The 26,675-nt window shown below is 72.7% G+C and carries 20 protein-coding genes; 1 reads left to right on the top strand and 19 read right to left on the bottom strand.

Annotated features, from left to right (window positions below; translation table 11 throughout):
- Window positions 1-105: 105 nt before the first annotated feature.
- From ACZ50Q_RS05525 to ACZ50Q_RS05615, 19 genes are all read right to left on the bottom strand, one after another.
- Window positions 106-3,231 (bottom strand): DUF6519 domain-containing protein, encoded by a 3,126-nt coding sequence (locus ACZ50Q_RS05525; protein ID WP_464080831.1) that lies wholly within the window; start codon window positions 3,229-3,231, stop codon window positions 106-108.
- Window positions 3,232-3,256: 25 nt separating this feature from the next.
- A complete protein-coding gene (locus ACZ50Q_RS05530; protein WP_464080832.1) occupies window positions 3,257-5,359 on the bottom strand; it encodes a phage tail protein in 2,103 nt (700 codons plus the stop codon).
- A complete protein-coding gene (locus ACZ50Q_RS05535; protein ID WP_464080833.1) occupies window positions 5,356-8,481 on the bottom strand; it encodes a putative baseplate assembly protein in 3,126 nt (1,041 codons plus the stop codon). Before ACZ50Q_RS05535 ends, ACZ50Q_RS05530 begins: the two co-directional genes overlap by 4 nt.
- On the bottom strand, window positions 8,478-10,934 hold the full coding sequence (locus ACZ50Q_RS05540; protein WP_464080834.1) for a putative baseplate assembly protein: 2,457 nt from the start codon (window positions 10,932-10,934) through the stop codon (window positions 8,478-8,480). Before ACZ50Q_RS05540 ends, ACZ50Q_RS05535 begins: the two co-directional genes overlap by 4 nt.
- A complete protein-coding gene (locus ACZ50Q_RS05545; protein WP_092580623.1) occupies window positions 10,931-11,293 on the bottom strand; it encodes a GPW/gp25 family protein in 363 nt (120 codons plus the stop codon). Before ACZ50Q_RS05545 ends, ACZ50Q_RS05540 begins: the two co-directional genes overlap by 4 nt.
- An 11-nt stretch (window positions 11,294-11,304) precedes the next feature.
- Window positions 11,305-11,628, bottom strand: coding sequence for a hypothetical protein (locus tag ACZ50Q_RS05550; RefSeq protein ID WP_076516463.1), 324 nt, complete (start codon window positions 11,626-11,628; stop codon window positions 11,305-11,307).
- Window positions 11,629-11,640: 12 nt separating this feature from the next.
- On the bottom strand, window positions 11,641-12,156 hold the full coding sequence (locus ACZ50Q_RS05555; RefSeq protein WP_076516462.1) for a phage baseplate assembly protein V: 516 nt from the start codon (window positions 12,154-12,156) through the stop codon (window positions 11,641-11,643).
- Complete coding sequence (locus ACZ50Q_RS05560) at window positions 12,153-13,280, bottom strand: hypothetical protein (RefSeq protein WP_464080835.1); 1,128 nt, start codon at window positions 13,278-13,280, stop codon at window positions 12,153-12,155. Before ACZ50Q_RS05560 ends, ACZ50Q_RS05555 begins: the two co-directional genes overlap by 4 nt.
- Complete coding sequence (locus ACZ50Q_RS05565) at window positions 13,273-13,602, bottom strand: LysM domain-containing protein (RefSeq protein ID WP_464080836.1); 330 nt, start codon at window positions 13,600-13,602, stop codon at window positions 13,273-13,275. Before ACZ50Q_RS05565 ends, ACZ50Q_RS05560 begins: the two co-directional genes overlap by 8 nt.
- On the bottom strand, window positions 13,599-14,252 hold the full coding sequence (locus tag ACZ50Q_RS05570) for a CIS tube protein (protein WP_092580629.1): 654 nt from the start codon (window positions 14,250-14,252) through the stop codon (window positions 13,599-13,601). Before ACZ50Q_RS05570 ends, ACZ50Q_RS05565 begins: the two co-directional genes overlap by 4 nt.
- Window positions 14,249-14,518: a hypothetical protein gene (locus ACZ50Q_RS05575; protein ID WP_076516454.1), complete on the bottom strand. Its 270-nt coding sequence runs from the start codon at window positions 14,516-14,518 to the stop codon at window positions 14,249-14,251. The genes ACZ50Q_RS05570 and ACZ50Q_RS05575 overlap by 4 nt, the downstream gene beginning before the upstream one ends.
- Before the next feature lie 8 nt (window positions 14,519-14,526).
- Window positions 14,527-15,690: an eCIS core domain-containing protein gene (locus ACZ50Q_RS05580; protein ID WP_464080837.1), complete on the bottom strand. Its 1,164-nt coding sequence runs from the start codon at window positions 15,688-15,690 to the stop codon at window positions 14,527-14,529.
- A gap of 8 nt (window positions 15,691-15,698) precedes the next feature.
- Window positions 15,699-15,956, bottom strand: a complete 258-nt coding sequence (locus tag ACZ50Q_RS05585; RefSeq protein WP_464080838.1) for a hypothetical protein — start codon at window positions 15,954-15,956, stop codon at window positions 15,699-15,701.
- Entirely contained in the window at window positions 15,953-17,896 is a 1,944-nt protein-coding gene (locus ACZ50Q_RS05590; RefSeq protein ID WP_464080839.1) for an ATP-binding protein, read from the bottom strand. The genes ACZ50Q_RS05585 and ACZ50Q_RS05590 overlap by 4 nt, the downstream gene beginning before the upstream one ends.
- Window positions 17,893-19,185, bottom strand: coding sequence for a Pvc16 family protein (locus tag ACZ50Q_RS05595; RefSeq protein ID WP_464080840.1), 1,293 nt, complete (start codon window positions 19,183-19,185; stop codon window positions 17,893-17,895). Before ACZ50Q_RS05595 ends, ACZ50Q_RS05590 begins: the two co-directional genes overlap by 4 nt.
- The gene (locus tag ACZ50Q_RS05600) at window positions 19,182-20,066 is read right to left on the bottom strand and encodes a hypothetical protein (RefSeq protein ID WP_464080841.1); all 885 of its coding nucleotides are present in this window, start codon (window positions 20,064-20,066) and stop codon (window positions 19,182-19,184) included. The genes ACZ50Q_RS05595 and ACZ50Q_RS05600 overlap by 4 nt, the downstream gene beginning before the upstream one ends.
- Entirely contained in the window at window positions 20,063-20,788 is a 726-nt protein-coding gene (locus ACZ50Q_RS05605) for a hypothetical protein (protein WP_464080842.1), read from the bottom strand. The genes ACZ50Q_RS05600 and ACZ50Q_RS05605 overlap by 4 nt, the downstream gene beginning before the upstream one ends.
- A gap of 12 nt (window positions 20,789-20,800) precedes the next feature.
- A complete protein-coding gene (locus ACZ50Q_RS05610; protein ID WP_076516440.1) occupies window positions 20,801-21,325 on the bottom strand; it encodes a phage tail protein in 525 nt (174 codons plus the stop codon).
- Window positions 21,326-21,395: 70 nt separating this feature from the next.
- Complete coding sequence (locus ACZ50Q_RS05615) at window positions 21,396-23,678, bottom strand: phage tail sheath subtilisin-like domain-containing protein (RefSeq protein WP_464080843.1); 2,283 nt, start codon at window positions 23,676-23,678, stop codon at window positions 21,396-21,398.
- Window positions 23,679-24,093: 415 nt separating this feature from the next.
- Here ACZ50Q_RS05615 and ACZ50Q_RS05620 point away from each other — a divergent pair, with 415 nt between their 5' ends.
- The gene (locus ACZ50Q_RS05620) at window positions 24,094-26,667 is read left to right on the top strand and encodes a carbohydrate-binding family V/XII (RefSeq protein WP_464080844.1); all 2,574 of its coding nucleotides are present in this window, start codon (window positions 24,094-24,096) and stop codon (window positions 26,665-26,667) included.
- The last annotated feature ends 8 nt before the right edge of the window (window positions 26,668-26,675 follow it).

Raw genomic sequence — 26,675 nt, forward strand, 5'->3', positions numbered from 1 at the left:
AGGCGCCCGCGACAGCCGAACGCCCTTGCCGTCCCATCCTTTGCGATGGGCGGCAAGGGCGTTTGCTTTTGGGCAGTCCGCCGCGCCGCCGCGCCTACCGTCCGATCACACCGTCACGACATTCAGCCCACCGTTCGCCAGGCTTTCCGGGTTGGCGCCCGACACGAACAGGCGGAAATCGTTGTGCGCGAAGTTGCCGATGATCTTGGCCTGCGTGGCGATGACCGCGCCGGCGTCGCCGTTGGTGAGCAGGTTGTTGCCGGTGACGGCCGCGTCGAACGCCGGGAAGTGGCTGTAGGCTTCCAGCGCATTGTCCGCCGCGCGCAGGCAGCGCCACGCGGCGAACTCGCCGCCGGTCTGGATGATGGTCAGCATGGCGCGGGCCGCTTCGGCGCCCAGCCGCATGCTGGACAGTTGATTGCTCTGCAGCGTCAGCGTGCCTTCGCCTTGCGGCACCATCTTGCCGGTGCGGATGCCGCCGCCCAGCAGCTTGAGCTGGTCTACCGTCAGTTCGGGAAAGTCGCCCGATTCCGCGAAGAGCGCGATGCCGCCGCGCAGGCGGTTGTCGCGCAGCGTGGTGTCGGCGTCGTTGTCCGCGAGCGCGAGCGCGCAGGACAGCGGATCGGCCAGCAGGGCGGCCGCCAGCGCGGCGATGGCGGGGCGCAGGCGGCTGGCCGCCGGCGCTTCCCGGCTAAGGTGGGTGGCCAGGACCGTCAGCGCGGACTGGACGCGCGGGTTCATCGTCAGGGCATTGCCGGCGGTGTTGCCACGCAGCAGGGCGGCGATTTCGGTGGTCATGGCCTTGCGCGCGTCGATGGGTTGGCGCGCCAGTGCCTGGGCCGCGCGATCGTCGTCATCGTCCAGCACCGACTCCGGCGCCAGCGCCGCCTTCAATGCCGCCAGCGTGGGCGCGCGGGTGAACAGGAAGTCGTGGCGTTCCGCGGTGCCGCGGCCCGCGGCGACGAGTCGGCAGGTGTCGATGTGCACGCGGCGGCTGCCTTCGACGCGCACCAGGCTTGCGCCCGGGCCTGCCGGCCCGACGCAGTCGACGCGCGAGAGCCGCAGCTCGGCGCACCCGCTGAAGGCGATGGCGCTGGGCTGGCCGCGCCGGGCGATGGCCAGGTCGGCGAGGGCGACGCTGGCAAAGCCGTCCAGGCCGAACGCGCGCTCGTCCAGCATCAGGCGGCTGGCCGGCCCGCAGCCGTGCAGCAGGAGGCGCACGCGCGGCCCCTTGACGATGAGATCGTCCTCCAGCTTGTGTTCGCCCGGCGTGAGGCACAGGCAGATGTCGAGCCGGTCCTGTCCGATCAGCGTGCGCAGCGCGCGGTCCAGCGTGGGGAAGTCGCCCGCCGGGCCGACGGTCAGGCAGCAGCCGCCGCCATGCGTGCGCCGGCACAGGGCGTCCAGCGCGGCCTGCACCGTATAGGCCTCCTCGGCCAGGAGGTCCGCGCAGCCGGCCGGGTCGTAGGCGACCTCGGCGGCGAGGGCGAGCGACGCGGTGTAGCGCAGCGGCAGATAGCGGTCGGGCGCGGGCTGGCCGGCGAGCAGGAGCTGGGCCGTGGCGCGCTGCACGGGGCGCGCGGGGTCGCAGGCCAGCGACCAGGAGATGGCCGCGACGCCATCCGGGCCGGTCTGCACGTCCTGTGTCGCGGTGCCGTTGGGCAGGCGGCCCGCGTCCACGGTGAAGCGCACCACCGCGCCGGCGACGGGGCGGCTGCCATTTGCCACGCCTGCGCGCAGGTCGGACGGCAGCGCCACCACGTCGGGCGTCATGGCGGGATTGGGTTTGACGCTCTGGCCGTCGCCGCCCGCGTAGTACAGCTGCGTGAGTTCGGTCAGTGCCGGAAACAGCGGGCGGCAGTCGCTGACCGCCGTCCAGGCGCCGCCCTGCCAGCGCAGCAGGGCCAGCCGCGCGTAGGCGCGCAGGATGCCCGCGGGGGGGCTGAAGGCGGGTTTGCCGTCCGGCGCCTGCGGCCATTCGATGGACGCCGTGGCCGTGCGGGCGGGAATCAGCCAATAGTCGCCGACGCGCAGGCGGCCCGGGGAAAACTTGAGCTCGATGCCGTCCTGGTCCAATTCGACCCACCCGGCGTTCGGACTGCCGATGGGCGCGGGCGTGATCTCGGCCACGCCGTCCCAGCGGCGCACGCGCGGATTGGCCGGAAAGCGCGCCGCGTCCAGCGCATGGCCGATCACGCTGGCCGGGTCGATCGTCACCGTGTTGCCGTCGGTGCGCACGACCTGCGCCAATGGCCCGGGCTGCCCCAGCAATTCATGCGTGTCGTCCAGGAACTCGACCCAGCAGCCCGCGGCGATGGCAAGCACGTCGTCGCGGCCGATGCTGGCCACCTCGAACTCGTTGGCCACGGGATCGTCCAGCCAGCGCACGACGCGCGACAGAATGCTGCCGTTCTCGCGCGACCACTTGTAGCGCGCCTTGCCCGCGCCCGCGCCGTCCTGGTGGATCTCGATGCGATACAGATGGTTTTCCAGCAAGCGGTAGCCCGCGTCGGGCGGCAGTTGGCAGGGGGTCTTGGGCGGCACGCTGGCCTCGGCGCGTGCGGCCATGCGTGCGTCGGGCGCGGCCGTCAGCGCATCCCACGTGGGCAGCGCCGACAGGCAGGTGAGGGCGGCGTCGGGAGCGCCCACTTGCATCAGCTTGACCTGCCAGATCGTCTTTTCGCGGGTCGCGGTGTCGGGGCCGCCCAGCGCGACCTCGCGCATGCTGGTGTCGCCCGGCGGCAGGTCGAGCGTGCAGAGGTGGCGCTGCCAGGTTTCCAGGTAGGCCAGATACATGCCCTCGGGCGGCGGGGCGGTCTGCCCGCCCGCGCCGAAGACCACGACGCCGTCGATGTCGGCGGGCGTGAGTCCCGGCGGCGGCAGCGGCAAGGCGGAGGCGCCGGCCGGCAGCACGGGCGACGCGGTCGGCGGCATGTCGGGCTGCTTGGCGACGGTGGCGGCTTGGGGGTTCTCGCAGAGCAGGCCGTCGACATACAGGCGGCCGGCCGACAGCGACAGGTCCTTGCCCGCGGGCGCCAGCACGAAGCCCGGCGCTTCCAGCGGCACGCCCACGGCGCCGACGGTGTCCGCGGTTTCGGTTTCGATGCGGCGGTTCAGGATGTCCTGCTGTTCGTTCCAGTCCGCGTCCATCTGCACGCGGCCCTGCTGCATGCGCACGGCCCGGTAGCGGCGGACGGCGTCGAAAGTGAGGCGGCTGAGATCGGCTTTCATGGTGTTGTTCCCGAAGACAGGGGGCTCAGTTCACGGGGATCAATCCCGCTTCGAGTCCGAAGCGCAGATACTCGTCCAGCGCCTGCCGCAGGTTGGCTTCGCGTTGGGCTTGCAGCAGGAAGTTCCAGGCGCCCATCTCGGCGCCGTTGTCCGCCCCGGCGCGGATCTCGGCCGCGCAGCTGCGCGCCAGCTGACCATAGGCGGGCGAGCCGAAGCGCGTGGAGGTGAAGGACGGCGCGACGCGCGCCGCCGCGCGCCTGGCGGCCGCGGCGCCCAGGTCCTGCATGACGAGGTCCGGCTGGCAGCGGTAGCGGCGCGGCGTGACCGACGGCAGGGGAACGTGGCAGTAGCGAACGCAGCCTTCCTGGCGGCGGTTGATGGAGACCGGCGCGCCGAACAGGGTGTTTGAGGCGTCGAGCCGTCCGGCGGCCACGCGCCCGAACAGCGTGCTGGCCAGGATGCGCAGGGCGCTGTCGTCCACATCCACTGCGGCCGCGGCGCTGCCTTGCGCGTCGATCAGGCAGGCGTCGATTTCCACGGAGGCGAGCGGCGTGGCGCTGCGCACCGGGCCGCAGAGGCAGCGGGTCAGGGCGAGATCCAGTTCGGGCGCGGCGCCGGTGTGACGCAGGCCGCCCCGCGCCGGCACCAGCGTGCAGTGGCGCAGCGCGACCGACCGCAACGCGCCGTCCAGCCGCAGGCGGCCGTCCAGCAACAGGCCGTCGAGCAGAAGGCGGGTGCTGGCGTTGCCGCGCAGCCGCCAGTCGCCCTGGAACACGGGCCGGCGCAGCGGCGCGGCCTCGATCGCCAGGAACGTATCGGGCAGGACCAGGTCGGGCGCGATGGCTTCGGTGGCGTCGTGATCGACCACGATGCGCACGCGCTGGCCCGCCTGTACAGCCGCCAGCGCCGCGCTCAGGGTCGGCGTCGCGGCCGACGGCACGCGCAACTGGATGTCGAAGGGCTCGGCGGGCGGCGCGTCCGGCAGGTCTTCGGCGGGCGCGCTCCGGTCGTACGGTCCGGCGCCGATGTCGCCGGGAAAACCGTACGCATAACGCACCTGCACCGACTGCGCGGAAACGCCCGGCGGCAGCGCGAGGCGGCCGCGGCGCGGGTCCAGGCCCACCAGCACGCCGCCCGCGTCGGGAAAGCTGCGGTCGGGGCGGCCTGGCTTGCGGGCCCGGACCAGCAAGGCCGCATCGGGCCGGCGCCATTCCTCGGGCACGACGCCGGGGATGGGCGCGAGGTCGCAGATCACCAGGTGTTCGGCGGGCACGGGCTGGCCGTCCAGCCAGACCTGCACGACCGGGCCGGGGCCGCCATCGGCGAACCAGCCTTGCGGCGGGGCGTCGCCGTCGGTCAGCGCCTGGCGGCGCGCCTCCAGTTCGGCATGCAGGTCGCGCCAGGACAGGGGTTCGGGCACGTTGATCGGCTCGGCCAGATGATCGATGTCGGTCTCGGTGCGCGGACGGTTGAAAAGCGCCGCATCCCCGCCCAGCGGATCGAAGGTGTAGAAGCCGTCGAGCGTCGTGGCGCGGGCGGCGTCGCCCCGCTGCACGGTGTACGACTGCAGCCGCCACAGGAACAGGGCGACGTTGGGCCGGTTGTAGCGTCCGGCGGGCAGCGCGCGTACGTCCGCGGTGTGCAGCTCGGCGCCGAACGGGCCGTCGACGCGCTCCATCGCGCGCGACTGGCGCAGGTCCGGCGTGCGCAGCGCGTGCGGCCGCGGGTGGTTGACGTGCTGCGTGGTGGCGACCCGTTCAAAGCACTCCGAGACGCGGCTGCGCCAGCCGGTGGCGTCGGCGGCAAGCTCCTCCAGCACCAGGGCCGTGCCCTTGCGGCGGCGCAGCCGCAGCGTGTTGGCCACCAGCGCGCGGGGCGAGAATGCCGCGCCGACCGGATACAGCGCGCGCACGCCCAGCAGGTCGCCCAGGTAAGGCACCACCCAGTCGTCGCAGGTTTCGATGAACCAGTTGTCGTAGAGCCGGTCCACGTCCGCATCGAGCAACGCGCCCTGGCGCGCCAGCACGTCCAGCAGCGCGCGCAGCGGCCCGCCGGCGGCCGCGTCCCGTTCGCGGTAGAAGGCCGGCAGCAGGGCCATCAGGGCATCGGCATCGAGTCGGGTGTTCATGTGCGCTCCGTCAGCAGGATGCCGGCCGGATCCGGGCGCAGCAGCTCCGCGGGCCGCAGGCTGCCCTGTTGCCAGCGCGCCGTGCGGGCGGGAAGGGTGGCGTCGGGTCCGGCGCTGCGCCGCGCCGCGCTCCCGTCCAGGCCCTCGGCGAGCACCAGCGCGTCCAGGTCGACCCACTGCACGCCGTCCACGCCCTGCAACACGGCCAGCACTTCCCCGCCGTGCACCGGCTGGCCGAAGGCGCGCGCGGCAAAGCCGAACGCCTCCAGCACGCGGCCCCGCGCCGCCGCCAGCACCCGCGGCGCCTCGTGCCGGGGATCGATGCCCAGCCCCGCCCGCACGCCGAAATCCAGGTAGCGGCAAGGCGCGACCCGCAAGGGCTGGTAGGGCGGACGCGCCGCGTCGATGGCCGCGAGCAGGTTGCGGTAGAGCGCCCCGGCCGGGTCCAGCGCCGCGCCGTCCTCGCCGGCGACGGTCAGGTGCACGAGCCGTGTTTCGCCGTCCCACAGCCACATTGCCTGCGCCTTGCCGATGCCGGTGAACGCGGCGGCAAAATCCTCGAAGTCGCGCAGCGAGACGATGCGGTCCAGCGTGCGCACGCGCAGTGGGGCGTTGCGGCGCGCGGCATCGCCGGCCTCGGGATCGACGCCGCCGCTCGCCGCCTGCGGGTTGGTCACGGCCTTCACGCCGGGCGCGCGCGTGAGCAGCACGCTGAGCTGGCCGGGCGCGACGTTGCCGTCGCGGCCCAGGCCGACGCGGTAGCGCGCTTCTACGTTGCCCGACCCGGACGGCAGGCGCGCGCCGTGCTGGCCGTCGCCAAACTGCACCGTCGCGCCGCCGCTGTCGTCCAGCCGCAGGAGATACGCGCGGTCGCCCGGCGCCAATGCCGTGATGCGCGGCGCTTCGTTCCACAGCAGGCCGTCCACGCGGACCTCCAGGCTGCTCGCCGCGCCGCTGGCGGTGGGCGCGGGCACGAAGGTCAGGGGCGCCTGTTGCAGCGTGAAGCGCTGGAACGCCCGGTTGCCGGCGCCGCTGCCCAGCACCTCGGGCTGGATGCGCATCTGCCGGCTGTCGCCGTGGCTGGCGGGCGCGACGTTGGCGTTGATGCGCACCGTGGCGGGCAGATAGGCGTGCGCCAGGTCGGCGTCCAGCAGCAGCGCGGTGCGGCCGCCCGCGCTGTCGTTGCGCTGGATGCGCACGATGTCGCTGGCCTCGGCCAGCGTGACGGTGGCGCGCGCGCCGTCCTCGAACTCCAGTTCCGCGCTGGCGCGGTCGCGCGCCACGCGCACGCCGGCCAGCGGATCGCCGCGCAGCAGCCGCTCGCGGGGCGCGACGTTGGCCGCGTCGGCCTCGTCCAGGACCAGGCCCGACACCGCCAGCACGCGGCCCTCGGGCAGGTCGGGCTCGTACGCGGCCAGCGTGAGCGCATGGCCTTGCGTCAGTCCGGAGGCGGGCCGCTGGCCCCAGTCCAGCGGTTCGGATTCGCCATAGGCGGTGGTCTCGCGCAGGGCGTCGTTGAACTGCTCCCGCACGCGCTCGCCGCGCAGGGTGAGACGGGTGGTGGGGCCGGCCAGCGCGAAGCCGGTGCGCGCGTCGGGGGTGGCGTCGGCGATGCGGTAGAGCTCTTCGTAATTGGGCATGGACAGCACGGCCCAGCCGCCCGCGACCCATTTCGGATGGCTGGCGTCCAGGTGGACGCCATGCACGTCGGCGGGGTAGAGGCTGGCCGCCGGGATGGTCTGGCGCGCAAGGCCCGGCCCGGACCAGGCCAGCGCGATCGTGGCGTCGCCGCCGGCCTCGTAGTATTCGAGGCGGATGTCGTGCTTGCGTCCGGCGGTCAGGCGCGCGCTGGCGGCGTATTCGGTGGGCGACTGCTCGCGCCACTGGTCGATGAGCAGGTCGCCATCCAGCCAGAGCCGCACGCCGTCGTCGGCCGTGACGTGGAAGGTGTAGCTGCCGCTGGCCGGCGCGCGCACCCAGCCGGTCCAGCGCACGCAGAAATTGTCGGTGGGCACGCCGTCGCCGGGCCCGCCCGCCGCCCAATGGAAATCGACCTGCGCATCGGTGCGGGTCATGATCCGTTCGCTGAACGTGCGGCCCCGGTAGTACTCGCCATACAGGCCGGCGCCGGGACCGCTGCCGCCCGGCGGGTCGGACACGTCGGCCAGGGTGAAGCCCGGCCACTGCGGGAACTGGCTGAACGACGGCTTGGCGTCGTCGGCCATGCCCAGGTAGGCCGCGCGCAGCGTGGCGGGCATCGCGCGCCAATCGGGCGCGTTGTAGCCGAACAGCCGGGCCTGCGCGCGCAGCGCGTGGCAGCGGGCGTTGCGCCGCGCGGGCTGTACGTGCGGCTGTGCGCTGCCCAGGCCGCGTTCCAGCGAGATCAGCGTGTAGGCCGGCGCGCCGTCTTCGCCCGGTCCGGGCACGAACTCGCGCACCTGCGTCACGCGCCGGAAATCCCAGTTCTCGTTGCCCGGGTCGCGCGCCCGCTCGTCGCCCACGATCAGCACCGCGTCGCCGGGCTTCAGGCGCGTGGCGGCGCCCGCCAGGCACAGCGTGCGCGCGCCGAAGCGGGGCGGCGTCGGCTCCAGCCACGCCAGTGCCAGCGCATTCCAGGCCGCACGGGCTTCGACGGCTGCAAGGGTTTCGAAGGTCTGGGCCTGTTCGTCCTGCGCGGGCACGCTTTGCGTGCGCGTCCAGGGCTCGACGCGCGCGCGCGGCGGCGCGCCGGGCGCGGTCTCCAGCGTGAACGCCAGCCAGGTCGTGGCGGCCACGCCGGGCCGCAGTTCGTAGCCGATGGCGCGCGCCAGCGACTGCACCGACCGGCGCTCGGTCGCGGTGCGCAGATAGCCTTCGTTGCCGATGCGTTCCTGGTAGAACGCCAGCACGTCCAGGACGGCGGCCCAGGCGTCGAACAAGGCCATCACGGGATCGTCGCGGTCGCGCGTGGTCAGGGCCGCCAGGTCCGGCGCGCGCGCCAGGTCGGCGGTCAGGCTGGCCAGGAATCGCCCGTGGGTGCCGATGCGCAGCCGCAGCGCGGGCTGGCCAGGCGGATTGGCCAGCGCGGCCGGCGTGAGGGCGGGCTGGCCGGCGCAGCAGCCACAGTCGGCGGGTGCGGTCATGATCCGCCCTCCACGAGGAAGTCGATGCGGCCGTTTTCGGGAAAATTCGGATCGCCGTCGGCGCGCAGCACTTCGAGCGGCGCGGCCAGGATGCGGCCGGTGTCCAGCTCGCCGGCGGGCTCGCGGCCCCAGCGCTGGAAGCGCTCCGCGCGCGCGGAGGCCACGCCCGGCACGGCCATGACGGCACTCATCAACGCCGACAGCGCCAGCGGCGTGCCGAAGGTGTGGCGGTCCGGATGAAAGAAGCCCGGCCTGCCCGCGCGGTCCAGCCCGGACGTGAAGACATCGCGCAGCGCCGCCTTGACGTCCGAGGCGAAGTGGCCGGGCGCGGCGCAGACGCGCAGCAGGATGTCGAGCGGCACGTGGACGGGATCGGAGAATTCCAGGTCCTGCCCGGCAAGGCGGAAGCGTTCCATGAAGGCCCGCATGGCCGCCCGAAAAGGCGCATCCACGGCCGCGCCGCCGCGCCGGTCCACCGTCAGGAAGACGGTGTGCCAGCTACCCGTCCAGCGCAGCCGGGCCGCCGCGCGCTGGACCTGCGGATGCCGCTCGGCAAGCCGCGCATAGTCGTCGGCGGTGACCGCGCGTTCCTGCACGCGGAAGGCTTCGGGCGCGTTGAGCCGGATCGCGTCGGCGGGCTCCGGCGCCGCCCCGCCCTGCGCGGGCAGGGGATTGCGCACCCGCGCGACGCCCAGCATCAGGCCGGGATCGTCGGTGACCAGCGCCCCGATGGCGTCCGCGCCCACGTTGCCGCCGGGGCCGCCGCCCAGCCGGTAACGCGCCAGCAGGTGCTCGCCGGGCACGGGCGCGGCGCCGTAGCGGTTGTCGCCAAAGCGCAGCCACGCGGCGCCGTCGGTTTCCATTTCCACGACGAACTCGCGCGCGTCGCGCGCGCTGGACAGCAGGCTGCGTTGCGGCGACCAGGGCTGGCTGGCCGGGGCGGGCGCGTCGCCGGGCTGGCTGGCATCGTCCGCGCGCAGCGTCATGCCGCTGGGCAAAGCGCGGCGCGGGTCCTGCGCCAGCGCCGCGCCGGCCGGCAGCGCGGCGGACACGGCGAGGTCATGCCGGTAGGGTTCGGCGCAGGCCAGGCCCGTGTCGGGCAGGCGGGGGCGGTAGGGCCGCGCGGCGAATGCGTCGCGCGCCGTCGCGGCGTCCGGCTGCAAGGGCGTCCAGTCGCGCCGCATGCCGTGGTCGGCCAGCACGACATTGCCGCGGGCCACGGACACCGCGCGCTTGACCAGCGCGCCGCCCTCGTCGAACTCCTGGCTGACGCACAAGGGGAACGGCAGCGCGTCGTCAGGGTGCCACGCGACCAGCAGGAGGTCGGTGCCGGTCAGGTCGTCGCGGCCGGCGCGCGTCTCGGTCAGGCGCACGGCATGCCGGTGCGCGCGGTCCGCGTCGGCCGTGCGCCCGGTCAGCGGGTCCAGCACTTCCTCGAACACCAGCACGTCGCCGCGCGCCAGCGCCAGCGGCGGATCGTTCACCAGCGCGGCCTGGGTCTGACCCCGGGGCAGGCAGTACGCGGGATCGGCGAAGTCATGCAGCAGGATGCGGCCGTGGGCGGCGTGCAGCGTCAGGTCGTGCAGCGTCTCAAAGACCTCCACGCCGGCCGCCGGCAGCCCGTCCAGCGCATCACGGCGGCGCACGGGCGCGCTAAGCGCGGCCTCGGGGGTACTGGTCAGCAGCGGCGTGCCGGCGGGCACGACCTTGCCGTCGCCCTGCGCGTTGGCCTCGAAGGCGACGAAGACGCGCGCGTTGCAGCCGTCGTGCAGGGGGTAGTCCAGCAGCCGCGCGTGGCGGCGCAGCGAGGTCCGGCGGCGCGCGGTGTCCAGGTACGCCTCGGTGGCGACGGCATCCTGCGCATAGGAAAGATGGTCGGCCGCGTAGGCCAGGGTTTCCACGAGCGCCACGGTGAAATCCGCGGGGCTGCGCTCGGTGAAGTCGGGCATGCTCTGCGACAGCCGGTCCAGCATCAGCCGCCGGAAGCTGTCGTAGTCCTTGGCCAGGTAATCCAGCAGCGGCTCGGGGGGCGCGGCCGGGTCGCAGGCATGGGTATCGGCGCAGTCGAACTCCGACGGACAGCCCGCCTTGAAGTTGATCTCGATGGTGGACAGGCACAGGTCGAACCCCGGCGCCGGCGCGTCCGGATCGGCCGGATTGACCAGCGCCAGCGTGTACCACGAGAAATCGCCCGCCTTGTCCACGGTCAGCCGGATCTCGTTGCCCGACAGCACCGGGTCCGCGGCCAGCGCGATGCCGCGAATGCGCGCGCCGCCTTCGATGCGCACGTGGGCGCGGCCGATGCCCGCCACCGGATGCACGCACACCACGCGCAGCGTGCGCTGGTCGGCCGCGTCGATCTCGACAAAGGCGATGCCGTTGTCGCCGGGCGGCTGCTGGGCGCGCAGCAATTGCAGCCGGCGCGGATGGGCGCTGCGGAACTGGCGGTTCATGGCAGATCCCGCGTAAAGCGCGCCAGCCGCCGCTGCTGGCCTTGGCGCAGGACATATTGCACGTCGACCTGCAGGGTGGCGTCGCGGTGCGAGACGTCCACAGACTCCACGGCGATGCGCTCGCCCAGCCACTGTTGCAGCGCGCCCTGCACGCTCATCTGCACCGCGGCGGCCAGCGTGTCGCTGTTGGGCGCGAACACCAGCTGCAGCAGGCCGCAGCCGAAGTCCGGCCGGTTGACGCGCTCGCCGGGCACCGTGAAAAGCACCTGCTCGATCATGTCGCGCACGTGCGTGGCGTCGTCCGCGACGCGGCTGCGGCCGCGTGCGTCGGGTTCGAATGGAAAGCGCAGGATGGCCATGGCGCGGCGCCTCACATGCCCACGACGCGCGCCTGCGCCTGCAGGGCCAGCATGGGCGTGCCGGTGGGCATGCAGATCGACGACCCGGCCTGCAGCGCGGCGGGCAGCCCGCCGATCAGCACGCGCGTGGCGCCGCTCAGCCACATGCCGGTGACGCAGGGCCCATTGCCCGAGGGCGGCGGCGGGAACGCGCAGCCGGCGATCGAATACGACGACAGGATGACCACGGCGGGCTGGCCCGAGAGCAGCACGCGCGGGTTCGGCGACAGGGGAATCGCCTGGCCGCCGTGCGAGCACTGCACGGTGGCGCCAAGATGCAGCAAGGGTCCGGGCATGGCTGGGTCTCCTCAGGTCACCGTCAGGGCGCCCTGGTTGATGTTGACGGCCGGCCCCGCCAGCATCACCGTCGCGCCCTGTCCGTTGGACAAGGTGATGCCGACGTCGCTGATCGAGATCATCGCGCCCGTCTTGGTCTTGAGCAGGATGCCGCCCGTGGGGCCGGGCAGGTCGGAAATCATCAGGGTGTTCTGCCCGCCGGTCTGCAGCACGATGCTGGGCGACACCGGCAGGCCCGCCAGCGCCAGCGCGGGCACTTCGGCCGCCGAGCCCCAGAAGCCGCCGACCCAGATGGGGTAGTCGGGCTTGCCCTGTTCGAATTCGACCCATACGCCCGCGCCGACCTGCGGCAGCACGAACACGCCGCTCTGCTGGCCCGCGAACGGCACGCAGGGCATGGCCCAGCTCGACACGCCCAGGCCGAGCACGTCGGGCACCTGCACCTGGATGCGGCCCATCTGCATGGGATCGATGTTGCCGATCACCACGCCGCGGAATTTGCCGTAGTGGCGGAGGGGTTCTGTCATGGGGGCACCAGGGGCAGGGTCGAGATCAGGCCATTGCGGGCCAGCGAGAACTGCTGCGTGAATTCGCCCGCCTTCAGCGTGCTGTCCACGCGCTTGACGTAGTACAGGCCATCGAAGGCCAGTCCCGCGCCGCGCACGCCCACCAACTGGCGCGACTTGAGCACATGGCCGTAGCGCAGCACGTTGAGCGAGCCGTCGGCGGTCACCGCGTCGGCGGTGGTGCCGGCGGCCATGGCCAGCCCCTTGCCCAGCGCCGCCGCGGGCGACAGCTTGGCGGTGTCCTTCAGCAGCGTCAGTCCCTTGGCCAGCGGCGGCAAGAGGCCCAGCGGCGGGCTGGTCAGGCTGACATCGGGCACGGGCAGCGGGATCGGAAACTTGGTCAGCGGGTTCTGGATGAAGATGACGGGCAGCGCGGCGTCCGACTGGTTCACCGAAAACGACAGCGACTCCACATTGCTGTGCACGTCCATGCCCAGGCTGAGCGCGGGCTGCACCGGCCCCAGCCGGATCTCCGGCCCCCAGTACGCCACGTTGGCCCCGGGCAGGGGGCCGGGTTCGACGTAGAACACGTGGCCGACCTCCGCGGCGAGCTGGCGCACGTAGGCCAGGTCCGTGCCTTCGTGCAGGGGAATGCGTTCGACGGGGATCGGCACGTCGGTGAAGGGCGACGGCACGATCAGCGGCAGCATCCCGTACAGCGCGTAGCGGCCGACGATGGCGGCGACGCGCGCGGGCGGCGGCATGGCCGGGTAGGGCAGGCCGCTCATGTCCTGCTTGTCCATCGCCACCGTCAGGTCCTCGCCGGTGACGGTCAGGCGCGATTGGCCGGGCGCGTTGCCGTCCGTGATCTCCTGGCGCGTGACCAGCCCGTCCATCAGCACGATGGGCAGTCCGTTCAACGTGGCGATCAGGATGACGCGCAGCCACGGCACCTGGCCGCCGGCGATCACCAGCAGCGTGTGCAGCGGCGAGCGGTTGCTGACCGTGAAGGTGAGCTGAAAGCCGCCGGGGCCGTCCGCCGACGAAGACACCTCGGCGCTTTCCAGGCTGTCCATCAGCGGCCGGGGAGCGGGAACCGGCAGCCCGGGCCCCACCAGCAGCGTCAGGTGCACGCCGTTAAGCATCGCCGCCTCCGAAGGGCACGCCCAGCGAGGCCGGCAGCGTCACGCGCAGGCTGCGTCCGGGCGCTTCCAGCGCGGCCGGGCGCGGCGCGTCGTTGCCGTCGGCCAGACGCCAGAATTGCAGCGGGTCGCCCAGCGCGGCAGCGGCCAGGCGGTCCAGTCGGTCGCCGGGTGCCACGGCCAGTTCGCCGACTGGGGTGAGCGTGGACGGATCGGGCAGGAAGCGGCGGCGCAGGTAGACCCGCGGCTGGCCGTCGGGGCCGGGCATCTCGGCCGTGGCCACGCCGTGATAGCGGCTGTTGGCGGGAAAGCGCTGCACGCTCATGGCAGGGACTCCAGGCCGACCGACCCCAGATCGCCCAGGCCGGCCATCGCGGCCAGCCGTTCCTTGCGCTGCTGGTACACCAGGTACAGATGGCCGCCCTTGTCGCCAAAGCCCAGGTCGCCCACGTGCAACACGCGCAGGCCCAGCGACACCTTGGCGCGGATGGGATTGAGCCGCGCGTCGAAGGCCTCCTCGGTGATCGAGAAATCCGTCACGCGCACGGGCACGACGCGTTCGCGACTCCAGACGAACAGGCACAGCGGCGCGACGGTGGGCGCGATCTCCAGCGTGCCCAGGTTGGCGATCTGGTTGTTGCGGATGAGCGCCGCGCTGTCCGGGTAGACGATGGTCTCCAGCGCGGCGAGCTGGGCGTGGATGCCCGTGTCGCGGGCCTGGGGATGGTCGTCGGGGAACTCGAGCTGGTCGGTGGCGTCGAGCTCCGCGTCCAGCCGGATCGTCTCGGCGGGCGGGCCCTTGAGCCGCAGCGGCTCGCCCGCCGCGCCGCCGTCGTCCACGCTCTGGGGCTGCAGCGAGCGGGTCAGCGTCTCGGGGTTGTACTGCAGCGATACGACGCGCTGCACCGCCCCGCTGGCCGGATCGATCAGGATGATGCCGCCGCGCAGGAGGCGGGGCGCAAGCGGCCCGCTCATGGATAGGCCTGCGGTTCGGCGGCGTTGCGCACCGCGGTGATGCGCTGCGCGCCCACCAGCGATTCGGGCCAGTGGCGCGCGGCGCTGAAAAGTTCGGGGCGGTAGTCGAATTCCAGGACATAGCGCGACGCCGGCATCCGCGCCACGCAGTCCAGTTCCACCGCGCGCAGCTTGCCGGGCGGCTCGTCGACCAGGGTGACGTCGGCGTAGCGCGTCTGGCACAGGTCCAGCACCTCTCCGACGGTCTTGCCTATCCAGTCTTCCATGTCGGCTCCTAAATCAGGCTCATGTTCTTGGGGACGGCGCTGGCCGCATCCGGCCGGCAGGCGCGGTAGAAGCAGATGCCGCAGCCGTCGATGGAGGCGCGCACCGCGGACTCGACCTTGGCCTGGAACGTGCCGGTGGCCGCGGCGAACGCGTCGTTCCAGCGTGTCTTGAAGTCCACGCTGCGCTTGCGGCAGTCGTACACGGCCTCGTAGTCCTGGATGTTCAGCGCATAGTTGCAACTGCCGGCGCCCACGTATTTCACCCAGCCCTGATTGCCGGCCATGAAGTTGGCCACGTCGCCGCCCGAGAACGCCACGCCCAGCTTGGATTTTTCGGACTTGCTGTAGGGATGGGTGTGAAAGGTGCCGAGCGTGTAGTCGCCCTTCTGCTCGGCCGGCAGCGTGATGCTGCCGCCGCCGCCCGAGCCGGTGCGGATGACGCGCTTGCCGTCCTTGTCGGACACGATGCGTCCGCCATGTTCGGTCACCGTGTCGCCGCCGTGCCCGGACTTGGACCACGCGTCGTTGATGGCGTCGAACACGTCGTTCGGCATGGTGTGCGTCGCCGGGCATTTGCGCGCCTCGGCTTCGGCCACGCGCAGGTCGCCCATGCCGGCGCGCTGCACGGTCTGCGCCAGGCCGGGCGCGGGCAGGGGCTGGCCGAGGCGGTGCGCGGCGCGGTCGGCCTCGGCCTCCTGCGGCGAGTGCGCCGGGCCCAGTGCCAGCGGCAATCCCGGCTGGTAGCGCGCCTGCTGCTGGACCACGTGCGCCAGTTCGTGCGCGAGCAGGGCGCGTCCCGCCGGGGTGCCCGGCGCATAGCGGCCGGCGCCGAAGGCCACATGCGGACCGACGGTGTAGGCCTGCGCCTGCAGCGCGCGCGCCGACGCCGCCGCCTGCGAATCCGCGTGGATCCGCACGCGGCTGAAATCATGGCCGTAGCGTTGCTCGAATTCCGCCCGGTCGGCCGCCGCCAGCGGCGCGCCGGGGCTGCGCAGCACGTCCTCCACCTGCCCGGGGAGCGTCGCGCTTTCCCGCGCCGCGCCGCCCGTGCGCCGCGAGGCGGCGCACGACGACTTGCCGCCGCAGCCGCAAGCGCAGCGGCGCTGCACCAGGCGCGAGCGCGGCGACGCGGTGTCGGGCCGCGGCGCAAACAAGGACGCCAACGTTCTCATGGCCGCATTCAATGCTTGAGGTGGAAGGTGTCGGCGATGGCGCGGCCGGCCTGCGCGCCGGTTTGCGCCGGCTGCGCGCCTTGCGCCACGGTCTGCAGCCGCTGCGGTTCGGCGTTGGCCGCCGCGGCGTCGGCCGTCGCGCCGCCGTGCTGCGCGGCGCGCCGGACCAGTTCGTGCACCAGCGCGGCCACGAAGGCGTTGCGCTGGGCGGCGTCGTGGCTCGGCAGGCTGAGGGCGCGGATATGCAAATGGATTGCGGATTTCATGGCCATCCTCTCGTTTCGGCGTCGGCCAGGGGCCGTTCGCGTTTGGCGGCTTCGGCGTGCGCGGCTTGCAGCACGTGAGCCATGGTGACTTCGGTGCCGGCGTCGGCGGCCAGGAAGGCCGCGTTCAGCGCGACGTTGCGGATGCTGCCGCCCGTCAGGTTCAGGCGCGCCAGTTGGCGCGGATCCAGGCCGCGGGTCGGCGTGGCGGCCGGAAAAACCCCGCGCCAGATGCGCGCGCGCAGTTCCTGGTCGGGAAACGGAAACTGCACGACGAAGCGCAGCCGCCGCAGGAAGGCGTTGTCCAGATTGGATTTCAGATTGGTCGTCAGCACGGCCAGGCCGCGATACGACTCCATGCGCTGCAGCAGATAGCTGATCTCGATGTTGGCGTAGCGGTCATGGCTGTCCTTGACCTCCGACCGCTTGCCGAACAGCGCGTCGGCTTCGTCGAACAGCAGGATCGCGCCGCCGTCTTCCGCGGCCTCGAACAGGCGGCGCAGGTTCTTCTCGGTTTCGCCGATGTACTTGCTGACCACCGCCGACAGGTCGATGCGGTACAGGTCCAGGCCGGTCTCGCGCGCCAGGGCCTCGGCGGCCAGGGTCTTGCCCGTGCCGCTCTCGCCCGTGAACAGGGTGGCCAGGCCCAGGCCGCGCGACTGCGCGGCCGCGAAGCCCCAGTCCTGGTGGACGCGGTGGCGCTGGCGCAGATGCGCCGCGATCTGGCGCAGGACGGCAAGCTGCGGGTCGGGCAGCACCAGATCGTCCCAGCCGGCCGCGGGCGTCAGGCGCTGGGCCAGGCCGTCGAGGCGGCGGCGGCTGGCCTGCGCGCTGGCCTGCCACAGCACGGCGTGCGGATCCGCGCCGGGATCGCGCAGCGCGGGCGCCAGCGCGGCGGCGGTGAGCTGCAAGGTGCGCGCATCCAGGCCGAACTGGCTGGCGGCCTGGTCCAGGGCCTCGCCGGCGCGCGCGGCCGCTTCGGGCCCCAACGCCTGCCGCCACAGGATGCGCCGGTCGGCCTCTTGCGGCCGGGACACCGCATGGTGGCGCGATGCCGCGCGCAGCGTGACCGGTTCGCGCACGCCCAGCAGGCACAGGCCGCCCGCCTGTTCGACCAGATGCCGCGCCGCGGGCGTGAGGCCCTCCGAGGCGTCGACGTACAGGGCGGCGCCCAGCAGCACCGCCTCGCGCTGCCAGCGCGTCAGCAGCGCGTCGCGGTCGGCGGCGTCGGCCGGGATGTCTTCGGCCCGCAGCGCCAGGCAGGCGAGCCCGGCGGCGCGCGCCGCGCGGGCGGCCACGTCTTCCTGTGCGCCGGGGTCGTCGCCTTCGAGCACAAACACGGGCAGGGGGGCGTCATGGGCGGCGGCGATCTGTCCGGCGATCTGCTGCGTGGCCGCCTCGTGCGCGGGCGCGGCAAAGGGCAGCGGCATCGCGGGGCGCAGCAGCGCGCGCAGTTGCGCATCCGGTTCGTTCAGGCCGGCCAGGAAGTGCAGCACGCGTTCGTCGATGCGCAGGCGCGCCGTGCTCAGGTCCGCCGCATTGTCCACATCCAGCAGCCGCCAGCGGCGCAGCGGCCGCTGCGGCGACAGGGCGCTCCAGTGCGCGCCGTCGAGCGTGGCCAAGGCCAGCGCAAAACTGGCGTGGCGCAGGCCGCCGCCGCGGCCCTGGGCCTGGGCGCAGCAGTCGGCCAGGGCCGCGTCCATTTCGACGCCGGCGCACAGCAAGAGGAGGTCGCGTTCGAATGCCGACAGGCCGAAGGCCGTCGTCAATTGGTCGATGGCCGCGTCGCCGTCCAGCGCGGCGCGGGCCTGCACGCGCTGTTGCGCGCCGTGGCGCGCGGGGCGGCTGCCGGGCTTGCTCAGCCTTGCGCGCAGCCGCGCGAATTCGGCGGCCAGCAATTGCTGGTTAGCGTCGGTCCAGTCCAGGGGCGCGCGCGCATTCATGGCAGCTCGATCTGGCGGTTCAGGTAACGCACGGGGACCGCCTCGCGGTCCACCAGCGGGCTCTCGATGCCGTCCACGCGCAGGCGCACGAGCAGCCGCGTGCCCGCGGGCGGCGCGTCGCGCCATTCGAAGACCAGTTGGCTCGCGGGCGCGGCCGCGGGTTCGGCGGGCAGGACGCGGTCGTCCAGCAGCAGGCTGGCCGATTGGCCGGGCAGCAACGGCGGCGCGATGCCCAGTTCGATGCGCACCGTGCCCGCGTTGCGCGTCAAGGAGGCGGGCGGCAGCACGGGTTCGGGCGCCAGCACCAGCGCAAGCTGGTTGCTGTCGCGCCGCAGGCCGGTGTCGGCCGCCTGCACCGAGGCATGCAGGCGGTACACGCCGACGGGAAGGTCCGCGGGCATGGTCAGGCGCAGCCACGCGTCCGTGCCGGCGTCGACCGGCACGCTGCGCTCGGCCTGCAGCGTGGCGTGGCGCAGGGACACGACGCGCGCCAGGCCGTCCAGGTGGTGTCCGAGCAGCGTCACGGTGCCGCCCGGCACCGCCACCGGCTGCTTGCCCGACGGCTGCACGGACAGCAGCGTGGGCAGCGGCGGCGTCAGGCCGGGGAACACGGTCACGCCACGGTCGCGCGGGGTGCCGGGGATGGCTTCGCCGCGCGTCAGCACGGGCAGCGCGCCGCGCGCCGGCCGCCGCGATTCGATCAGCACGACCGACACCTGGAAGGCGGCGGTCGGCCGATAGTGTGCCTGCAGCGCGGCCCACAGGCGCGACATCTCTTCGGCGCCCAGCGCCGATGGCGTGATCTTCAGGAGTTCGATCTGGCTGGCCAGGTCGGCGCCGCGCAGGCTCTGGTAGACCGTGGGCAGGATGGCGCCGTCGACCACATCTGGGTCCAGCGCGCGGCGCACGGCCTCGCGCGGCAGTACGGGCGATTCGTGCAGCAGCTGCAGCGCGTAGCCCAGCAGCACCTCGGCCTGCAGTTCGGCGCGGCCGTAGGCGGTGAGCAGGTAGTGCAGGTCCAGCGCCAGCGGCGGATGGGCGATGCGTTCGCCCGCCGCATCGCGTGACGGCAGCGCGGCATTGCGCCACGCGGCGTTGGGGGTGACCTGGTGCAGGAAGAGGTTGAGCTGCGGGTCTTCCTGGTTGTCCAGCGACACCGCGTCCGGCGCCACCGCCGACACCTTGACGCCCGCGCCCAGCGCGTCGGTCACGGCGTGGTCGATCATGCCCGAGTCGAGCAGGTCCTTGAGAACGGCGGTGACCGCCGCGATCGCCAGCGCGTTGCTCATGGCAGCCCCGTTCGCCGGGCGGCGAGGTAGGCGCGCAGGGAAAGCGCCGCGGATCGCGCGGGCGGCGCGGCACGCGGGACCGGGGCGGGCGGGGCGACCTCCAGGCGGTCGATGGTGATGTGCACGTCGGGCGCGGGGGCGTGTTGCTGCGCGTGGCGCGGGGCCGGCGCGTGGCGCGAGGCGAGGGCGGCGAGGGTGCGTGCGTCGATGGCGCCTTGCCGCGATGCGGCGTCGTCTTGGCCGGCAAGGGGAGCGGGGGGGGCGGGTTCGCCGGGTTTGTCCGGGGCGTCCGGTTCGCCCGGTTCGCGCTCGGCGCGGCCTGCGCGCGTGGGCGCCATCCCCGGTGCCCACGCCGGTGCCCACGCATCCAACGGCATCGCGGCGGTCAATCCGGCCCACGCGTCGTCTCCCGTCCGGGACCCAGAGTTGCCTGAAATGCCGCGAGGCGGCGGGTCCGCGCGGTGCGCAGGCGGCAAGCCGTCGCTGCCGTTCCACCGTGCCACGAGCGGCGGCGGCATGTCCGCGTCGGCGCTTGCGGGCGGCATGGACCGGCTGCGGGGCGCATCGATACCCGCGATCCCGCCGGGTTGATCCGGCGCCGCCGTCGCGGCCGGCGCTGCGAGCCCCGGTTCCGCCGCCGGCCCGCGCAGGAAGGCCGCTTGCGCTGCCCTGCCGGCCGCGCCGTCGCTTGCGCTGACGTCCCAGGCCGGCGCGAACGCGGCGGTCTCGCCGTGCGCCGCCGCCTGCCCCGGCATGCCGGGAGCCGCGGCCTCGCCAGGCACGGCGCCATGCAGCGCCGCCGACTGCGGCGTGGGCGCGCCGCGCAGCCGGGGCGCGAGGCCCAGGCTGCGGTTGGCAAGCTGGCGCAGGAATCCGGTCATGGCATCGCTTCCCGATCAACCAGTTCCAGATAGGCGGCGCGCCGCGCCGGGCCCAGCGCCAGCACCTGCGGCTCGGTCCAGCCGTAGGCGCGCGCGAGGCGGTGCACGTCCAGCAGCAGGCCGCGCGCGCACAGGCTGATGTCGTCCCACACGCAGGCATCGGCGTCCAGCGCCACCGTCCAGGCCCGCGCGCAATCGGCGCAGCGCAGCGACAGTTCGATGTTGGCCGCCGGATCCAGCGCTTCCATGCGCGCCTCGATGTCGTCCAGCGCCGCGCCCCGCGGCAAGGCCGCATCGTCGGGCGCGTCCAGCCGGCAGGCCCGCAACAGCGCGGCGAGGGCCGCGCCGCTGTCGGCCGCCATGGCGGCGCGCGCCTGGTCGCGGCTGCTGGGCAGGCGCCAGGCGGCGCCGTGCGCATCGAACATGGGCTCGGCCGACGCGCGCTCGGGCGGCGCGGGCAGCGCGTCCACCAGCGCCGCCAGGTCCACGTCGAACGCCATCGCAGCCCCGCAATCGGGGCAATCGGCGCAGGCCGCCAGCCGCGGTCCGAAGGTCGCGCCGCGCAGGCGCAGCAGCGACAGCGTGCGCCATCCCACCGGCCGCGACGCGATGTCCACCCCCGGCATCGCCACGGCCAGCGCGCGCAGGCCGCGGTCTATCGGATGGCAGTCACGGCCCGCCTCCCACAGCGCAAGAATTTGCGTATCGATCAGGGCGTGCATGGCTGCGCTCCATCAGGCCGGCTCGACAAAACTCGGTTCGGACGGTTCGGCGACTTCGTAGTCGCGTTCCCATCCTTCGTTTTCCAGCTTGATGGTCTGGATCGCGACGGCGTTGGCGTTCGCGTCCAGGTCGGGAATGGCCTGGTATTCGGATACCCAGCAGCGGAACACTTTGTAGGCCAGCACGAGCTGACCGGCTTCGTTGTAGACCTCGATGATGATGTCCTTGCGGAAGTCCTTCAGCGATGCCTCGCTGCCCAGCCCCGATCCGAAGTTCCACACCTTGTTGGTCCACTGCTCGAATTCGCGGTCGTGCGTGACGCCGCGCTCCAGCGTGACGGCCTCGTACTTGTTGCGCCCGGGCGATTTGCGGGCGCTGGAGGGGTCGCCCCCTTCGCGGTGCTCGACCACTTCGGTGCTGCGCTTGAGCGCCGACACCTTGCTGACGCCGGCCACATAGCGGCCATCCCACTTCACCCGGAATTTGAAGTTCTTGTACGGGTCGAAGCGCTGCGGATTGACGGTGAACTGCGCCATGGCGATCTCCTGGAAACCGTGGTCGGCGCCTGCCGCGCGGCCGCAAGCGGCGCGCAGGCGGGCGCCGGGCTCAAGCCTGTATCTGGCCGGCCAGTTGCTGGATGCTGATGACGACGAACTCGGCGGGCTTGAGCGGCGCGAACCCCACGAGGATGTTGACCACGCCGCGATTGATGTCGTCCTGCGTGGTGGTTTCACGGTCGCACTTGACCAGATAGGCCTCGCGCGGAGAACTGCCCTGGAAGGCGCCCTGCCGGAACAGGGTGTTCATGAATGCGCCGATGTTCAGGCGTATCTGCGCCCAGAGCGGCTCGTCGTTGGGCTCGAACACCACCCATTGCGTGCCGCGGTAGAGCGATTCCTCCAGATAGAGCGCCAGGCGGCGCACCGGCACGTACTTGTATTCGGAGGTGAGCTGGTCCGCGCCGCGCAGCGTGCGCGCGCCCCAGCAGACCGCGCCATACACGGGGAACGTGCGCAGGCAGTTGACGCCCAGCGGGTTCAGGCTGCCGTTCTCGCCGTCGGTCAGCGTAGCGGCCAGCGACACGACGCCGGCCAGATTGGCGTCGGTGCCGGCGGGCGCCTTCCAGACGCCCCGATTGCCGTCCGTGCGGGCATACAGGCCCGCGATCGTGCCGCAGGGCGGCGCGAGGCGGGGCTTGCCGTTCTTGAGCGGATCGGACACGTGCGTCCACGGGTAGTACACGGCGGCATGATCCGACTTGGGCAGCGCCGTGCCGGTGGCGACCGCCACCATCGACGCCGGGTCGACGGCCGTGGGCGGCGCATCCACGATCATGAACGCGCGCCGCTCTTCGCAGTACGAGGCGGCGTCGGCCAGGACGCCGGCATGCGTGATGGCGGGCAGGCAGAGCAGGTTGAAGATGTCGGCGTCTTCCAGCGCGTACAGGCCCTGGCGCAGCGCGCGGTTGCCGATGAACGCGGCATAGACGTCGTCCGGTCCGTAGGGCGTTTCCGTGCCGCCTTCGAGCAGCGCGTCCACCGGCGGCGGCGACGCCACCGCGCCCGTCAGCAGGTGCAGGGACGCCGCCAGGTCGTTGGCCGGGGCGGCGGCGACGGCGATGGTGGAGCCCAGCCCGCGCGAACCGCTGGCCAGCACCAGCGTGCTGCCCTGCACGCGGGCGGTGAAATCGCGAAAGGCCGGCGTGCCCGGCCGCAGCGCGCGCACGGCCGCCTGCAGCCGCGCCGCCACGTCTTCCAGCTTGGCGGCCAGCGAGCCGCCCGCGGCCGCGGTGTCGCCCAGGCTCACCAGTTCCGGGCCCAGGCCGTCCAGCGTGATGCGCAGGCTGGTGTGCGTCGCGTCAGGCAGCGCATCCAGGTCGGTCGCGCCGAAGGTGTCGCTGGTGAGCGTGGCCGGATCGGGCGTGGGCGCGGGCCGGATGATGGCGGCGCCGTCGGTTTCGATGCCGCCCGCCAGAGAACCCAGCATCAGCACGCCGGCCGCGTTGTTGCGCGCGCCGGGCAGCACGCGCACGCTGGCGTTTTCGCCGCCCGCGCCCGAGGTCAGTACGATGGTGTTGCCGCTGCGCGCGGCCGTGAAGTTGGCCAGCGCCGGCCGGCCCTGCGCCTGCGCCCGCACCTTGGCCTGGATCGCGGCGCACAGCGATGTCAGCCGCTGCGTGGCCGTGCCGCCGGAAATGTCGCCGGGCAGCGCGATGCTCACGCCCACCGGTTCCAGACCGTTCACCGCCACGCGAAAGTCGGTGTGCGTCGCGTCCAGCAGCGTCTGCACGTCGCCCAGCGTGCCGCTGACGCTGGTGCCCGCCGGCAGCGCGTCCAGCGCGCCCTGCGACAGCAGGCGCTCCAGGCGCACAAGCTGCGAGACGCCCTGCACCAGATCCAGCAGATAGCGCGGATCCTTGGCATTGAGCGAGACGTTGGCGTAGCTTTCCGCCCGGCCGTCGCCGGCGCGGATGAACTGGATGTTGAAGGTGCTGGAAGGCACGGCGGTGGCGTAGTCCACGCGGACCTGGATGCCGTTGCCCGAGACGCCCGGATCCAGCGCCCGGACCGCCAGCACATCCACGGCCGTTGCACTGCGCAAGGTGCGCTGCGCGGGCGATGCCTCTTTGACGACCCGCACGATCCAGGCATCCGTGCCGCCGTTCACGAAGAACTGCCGCACGGCGTAGCCCAGCTCCGAGTCGTCGGCCAGGCCGCCAAAGGCGCGCTCGTAGTCGGAAAAGCTGAAGATCCGGACCGCCTTGTTGACGGGACCGCGCGGGGCCGCGCCCAGGAATGCGGCGACCGACGTCGCGACCCCGGCGATCGTGCGCACGCCGCTGGGGATTTCCTGGATGTAAACCCCCGGATGGGACAGGGTAAGGGCCATGAGCTGCTCCTTCACACGACTTCTTGGACGAAGTGTTCTTGCCGTAGGAGAGTCTTAGAGAGCCGCCAGTGCGCCGCAGGACATGGGCCGGGGCATGGCGATTCGATTCGCGCGAGGCTGCGCGGTGTGGCGGGCGTTGCGCCGCTCTAGTTGGATTGCAGCGGAAAGGCAATCGGGCAAAAGCAGCAAGCCCTGGTGAGAACGAGTTATAGAAGGTCTGTATGAACCCGGCAATAGCTTTTTCACGGCGTTAACCATCTGTTTCTTATTCAGCTCGGATTCATCCTGGGTCTTCCGGCAATTGAAGCGCGCGCGCCGCTGGCGTATAACCCGTAGCGGCGTCGCTGCGGAATCTTCCTGGCAGCGGATCGCCCTGGCCGGCCTGGCAGGCGGCTCCAGTCCCAAGGAGCGTGCGATGAATAGCGTGTCCCGATTGCTGCGTTTGCATGCCTGGTTGTCCCGCTTGCCCGCCACGCCTGACAAGGTGGGCCGCCGCCCGCGCATCGCGCATGCCGTGCTCGGGCTGGCCGCCAGCGCCTCGTTTGTCTTCGGCGCTGCGGCGCAGCCGCAGGATGCCGGACCGTCACAGGCCGCCGCGGCCCAGCCCGCGCCCGCCGCCGGCCAGCCCGATGCCGCGGCCGTGCGCGCGCTGCAATGGCCGCGCAGCTTCTCCGCGCAGGACGGCACCCGCGTCGAGCTCTATCAACCCCAGATCGACACCTGGACCGCGGATCGCATCACCGGCCGCATGGCGGTCGCGGTGGGCGCGGCCAAGGGCAGCCCGACCTACGGCGTGGCGGACTTCTCCGCGCGCGCCGACGTCAACAAGCCGGCCGGTCTGGTGCATCTGTCCGACATCCGCATCGAGCGCGTCCAGGTGCCCACCGCGCCGCAAGAGGCCGCGCGGCTGCGCAGCGCACTCGAAGCGCGCATTCCCGCCCAGGGCGTGGTGACGCCGCTGGACGCGCTGCAACTGAGCTATGCGCTGTCGCAGAACAACCCTGCGGCCAAGACGGTGCCGGTGGACAACACGCCGCCGCGCATCATCTATCGCACGGTGCCGGCCATCCTGGTGCTGGTGGACGGCCCGCCCGCGTGGGCGGAGGTGGCCGGGGCGCAAGGGTGGCGCCGCGTCATCAACACGCGCGCGCTGATCCTGCGCGATAGCGCCGGGCGCCTGTACCTGCAGGCCGCTGGCCACTGGTACGAATCCGGCGATCTCAACGGGCCGTGGCGCACGGTTGCGCAGCCGGCGCCCGCGCTGCTCACGGCCGCCGACGCCGCTCGCCGCAGCGCCGCGCCCGATCCCCTGATGCCGCACGACGGGCGCGCGCCGCACCGCGCGCCCGACATCGAAGTGTCCACCGTCCCGGCCGAATTGCTGATCACGATCGGCCAGGCCGAACTGCGGCCGGTGCCGGGCACGTCGCTGCTGTCCGTCACCAACGCCGATCACGCGGTGTTCATGAACCCGGGCGACAACCGCTACTACCTGCTGGTGTCCGGCCGCTGGTTCCGCGGCCCGCGGCTCGAAGGGCCGTGGTCCTACGTGCCGGGCAAGGATCTGCCGCGCGACTTCGCGCGCATCCCGCCCCGCGATCCGCAGGGCGGGGTGCTGGTGTCGGTGCCGGGCACGCCGCAGGCCCGCGAGGCCGTCATCGCGTCCACGATTCCGCAGACCGCGACCGTGTCGCGCAGCGCGGCCACGCTGCGGGTCCGGTATGCGGGCGGCGCGCCCGTCATGCGCCCCATCGCGGGCACGCCGCTGTCTTACGCGGCCAATTCGCAGGTGCCGGTCATCCAGGCGGAAGGCCGCTACTACGCGCTGTCGCACGCCGTGTGGTTCGTGTCGGATTCGCCCACCGGCCCCTGGCGCGTGGCCGACCACGTGCCGGCGGCCATCTACGCCATTCCCGCCAGCTCGCCGCTGCACTACGTGACCTACGTGCAGGTGTACGGCTCGACGCCGCAGAGCGTGGTGTTCGGCTATACGCCCGGCTACATGGGCGTGGTGGTCGCGCCCGATGGCACTGTCGTCTACGGCACCGGCTACCCCTATCCGCCCGTGATCGTGCAGGATGCCTGGGTGGGCTATCCGCCCAGCTACGGCTACAACGCGGCCTTCGATTCCGCGGCGGGCTTTGCCTTCGGCTTTGCCGCCGCCGAAGCCTGGGGCGGCGCGGCGCCGTACTGGGGTCCGTATTCGGGCGCGCCCTATTGGGGCGGCGTCGACGTCAACAAGGTCGACGTCTACGGCGCATGGGGCGGTTCCGGCACGGTCACGCACGCGGCCGGTTGGAACGGCTGGACGGGCAACGAATGGCAGGGCACGCACGCCGAGGGCTACAACCCGCAGACCGGCGCGGCCTTCGAAGGCACGCGCGGCGCGGCCTATAACGAGTACACGGGCAACGCCGCGGCGGGAAGGCGAGGCGCCTACACCGATCCGGTGACCGGCGCATCGGGCGCGGGCCGCGCCGGCGCGGTCGAGAACGACGACGGCCAGTGGGCTGCGGGCCGCCAGAATGTGCGCACCAACACGGACACCGGCCGCACCACTTACTCCGCCGCCGCGGCGACGGGCACGGCGGGGCAGGGCGCCGACAGCGTCGACCGGCGCGGCGCGACCTACGACCGCAACACCGGCAGCGGCATGGCCTGGAACAACGGCAACGTCTATGCGGACCACAACGGCAACGTCTACGAGCACAACGACAACGGCTGGCAGCAGCACACGTCCTCGGGCTGGCAGCCGGTCCAGCCGAACACGCAGGCCAACGCCAACTACCTGAATTCCCAGCGCCAGGCGCGCGACTATTCGACGCAGCGCACGGGCGGGATGGATAGCGGCGGCTGGCAGGGGCGCATGGGCGAGTCGCAAGGCGGTTGGCAGGGCCGAAGCATGGATGGCGGCTGGCAAGGCCGAGGCATGGAAGGCCGTAGTTTCGGCGGGTTCGGCGGCGGGTTCCGGGGCGGCTTCCGGCGCTGAACCGGCGG

Source organism: Achromobacter sp. T5-5 (genome assembly GCF_055397965.1).

What these genes read in the sequence shown, in the direction of transcription:
- ACZ50Q_RS05525 (WP_464080831.1), bottom strand. Translation starts at nt 3,231, where the DNA reads ATGAAAGCCGATCTCAGCCGCCTCACTTTCGACGCCGTCCGCCGCTAC.
- ACZ50Q_RS05530 (WP_464080832.1), bottom strand. Translation starts at nt 5,359, where the DNA reads ATGAACACCCGACTCGATGCCGATGCCCTGATGGCCCTGCTGCCGGCC.
- ACZ50Q_RS05535 (WP_464080833.1), bottom strand. Translation starts at nt 8,481, where the DNA reads ATGACCGCACCCGCCGACTGTGGCTGCTGCGCCGGCCAGCCCGCCCTC.
- ACZ50Q_RS05540 (WP_464080834.1), bottom strand. Translation starts at nt 10,934, where the DNA reads ATGAACCGCCAGTTCCGCAGCGCCCATCCGCGCCGGCTGCAATTGCTG.
- ACZ50Q_RS05545 (WP_092580623.1), bottom strand. Translation starts at nt 11,293, where the DNA reads ATGGCCATCCTGCGCTTTCCATTCGAACCCGACGCACGCGGCCGCAGC.
- ACZ50Q_RS05550 (WP_076516463.1), bottom strand. Translation starts at nt 11,628, where the DNA reads ATGCCCGGACCCTTGCTGCATCTTGGCGCCACCGTGCAGTGCTCGCAC.
- ACZ50Q_RS05555 (WP_076516462.1), bottom strand. Translation starts at nt 12,156, where the DNA reads ATGACAGAACCCCTCCGCCACTACGGCAAATTCCGCGGCGTGGTGATC.
- ACZ50Q_RS05560 (WP_464080835.1), bottom strand. Translation starts at nt 13,280, where the DNA reads ATGCTTAACGGCGTGCACCTGACGCTGCTGGTGGGGCCCGGGCTGCCG.
- ACZ50Q_RS05565 (WP_464080836.1), bottom strand. Translation starts at nt 13,602, where the DNA reads ATGAGCGTGCAGCGCTTTCCCGCCAACAGCCGCTATCACGGCGTGGCC.
- ACZ50Q_RS05570 (WP_092580629.1), bottom strand. Translation starts at nt 14,252, where the DNA reads ATGAGCGGGCCGCTTGCGCCCCGCCTCCTGCGCGGCGGCATCATCCTG.
- ACZ50Q_RS05575 (WP_076516454.1), bottom strand. Translation starts at nt 14,518, where the DNA reads ATGGAAGACTGGATAGGCAAGACCGTCGGAGAGGTGCTGGACCTGTGC.
- ACZ50Q_RS05580 (WP_464080837.1), bottom strand. Translation starts at nt 15,690, where the DNA reads ATGAGAACGTTGGCGTCCTTGTTTGCGCCGCGGCCCGACACCGCGTCG.
- ACZ50Q_RS05585 (WP_464080838.1), bottom strand. Translation starts at nt 15,956, where the DNA reads ATGAAATCCGCAATCCATTTGCATATCCGCGCCCTCAGCCTGCCGAGC.
- ACZ50Q_RS05590 (WP_464080839.1), bottom strand. Translation starts at nt 17,896, where the DNA reads ATGAATGCGCGCGCGCCCCTGGACTGGACCGACGCTAACCAGCAATTG.
- ACZ50Q_RS05595 (WP_464080840.1), bottom strand. Translation starts at nt 19,185, where the DNA reads ATGAGCAACGCGCTGGCGATCGCGGCGGTCACCGCCGTTCTCAAGGAC.
- ACZ50Q_RS05600 (WP_464080841.1), bottom strand. Translation starts at nt 20,066, where the DNA reads ATGACCGGATTCCTGCGCCAGCTTGCCAACCGCAGCCTGGGCCTCGCG.
- ACZ50Q_RS05605 (WP_464080842.1), bottom strand. Translation starts at nt 20,788, where the DNA reads ATGCACGCCCTGATCGATACGCAAATTCTTGCGCTGTGGGAGGCGGGC.
- ACZ50Q_RS05610 (WP_076516440.1), bottom strand. Translation starts at nt 21,325, where the DNA reads ATGGCGCAGTTCACCGTCAATCCGCAGCGCTTCGACCCGTACAAGAAC.
- ACZ50Q_RS05615 (WP_464080843.1), bottom strand. Translation starts at nt 23,678, where the DNA reads ATGGCCCTTACCCTGTCCCATCCGGGGGTTTACATCCAGGAAATCCCC.
- ACZ50Q_RS05620 (WP_464080844.1), top strand. Translation starts at nt 24,094, where the DNA reads ATGAATAGCGTGTCCCGATTGCTGCGTTTGCATGCCTGGTTGTCCCGC.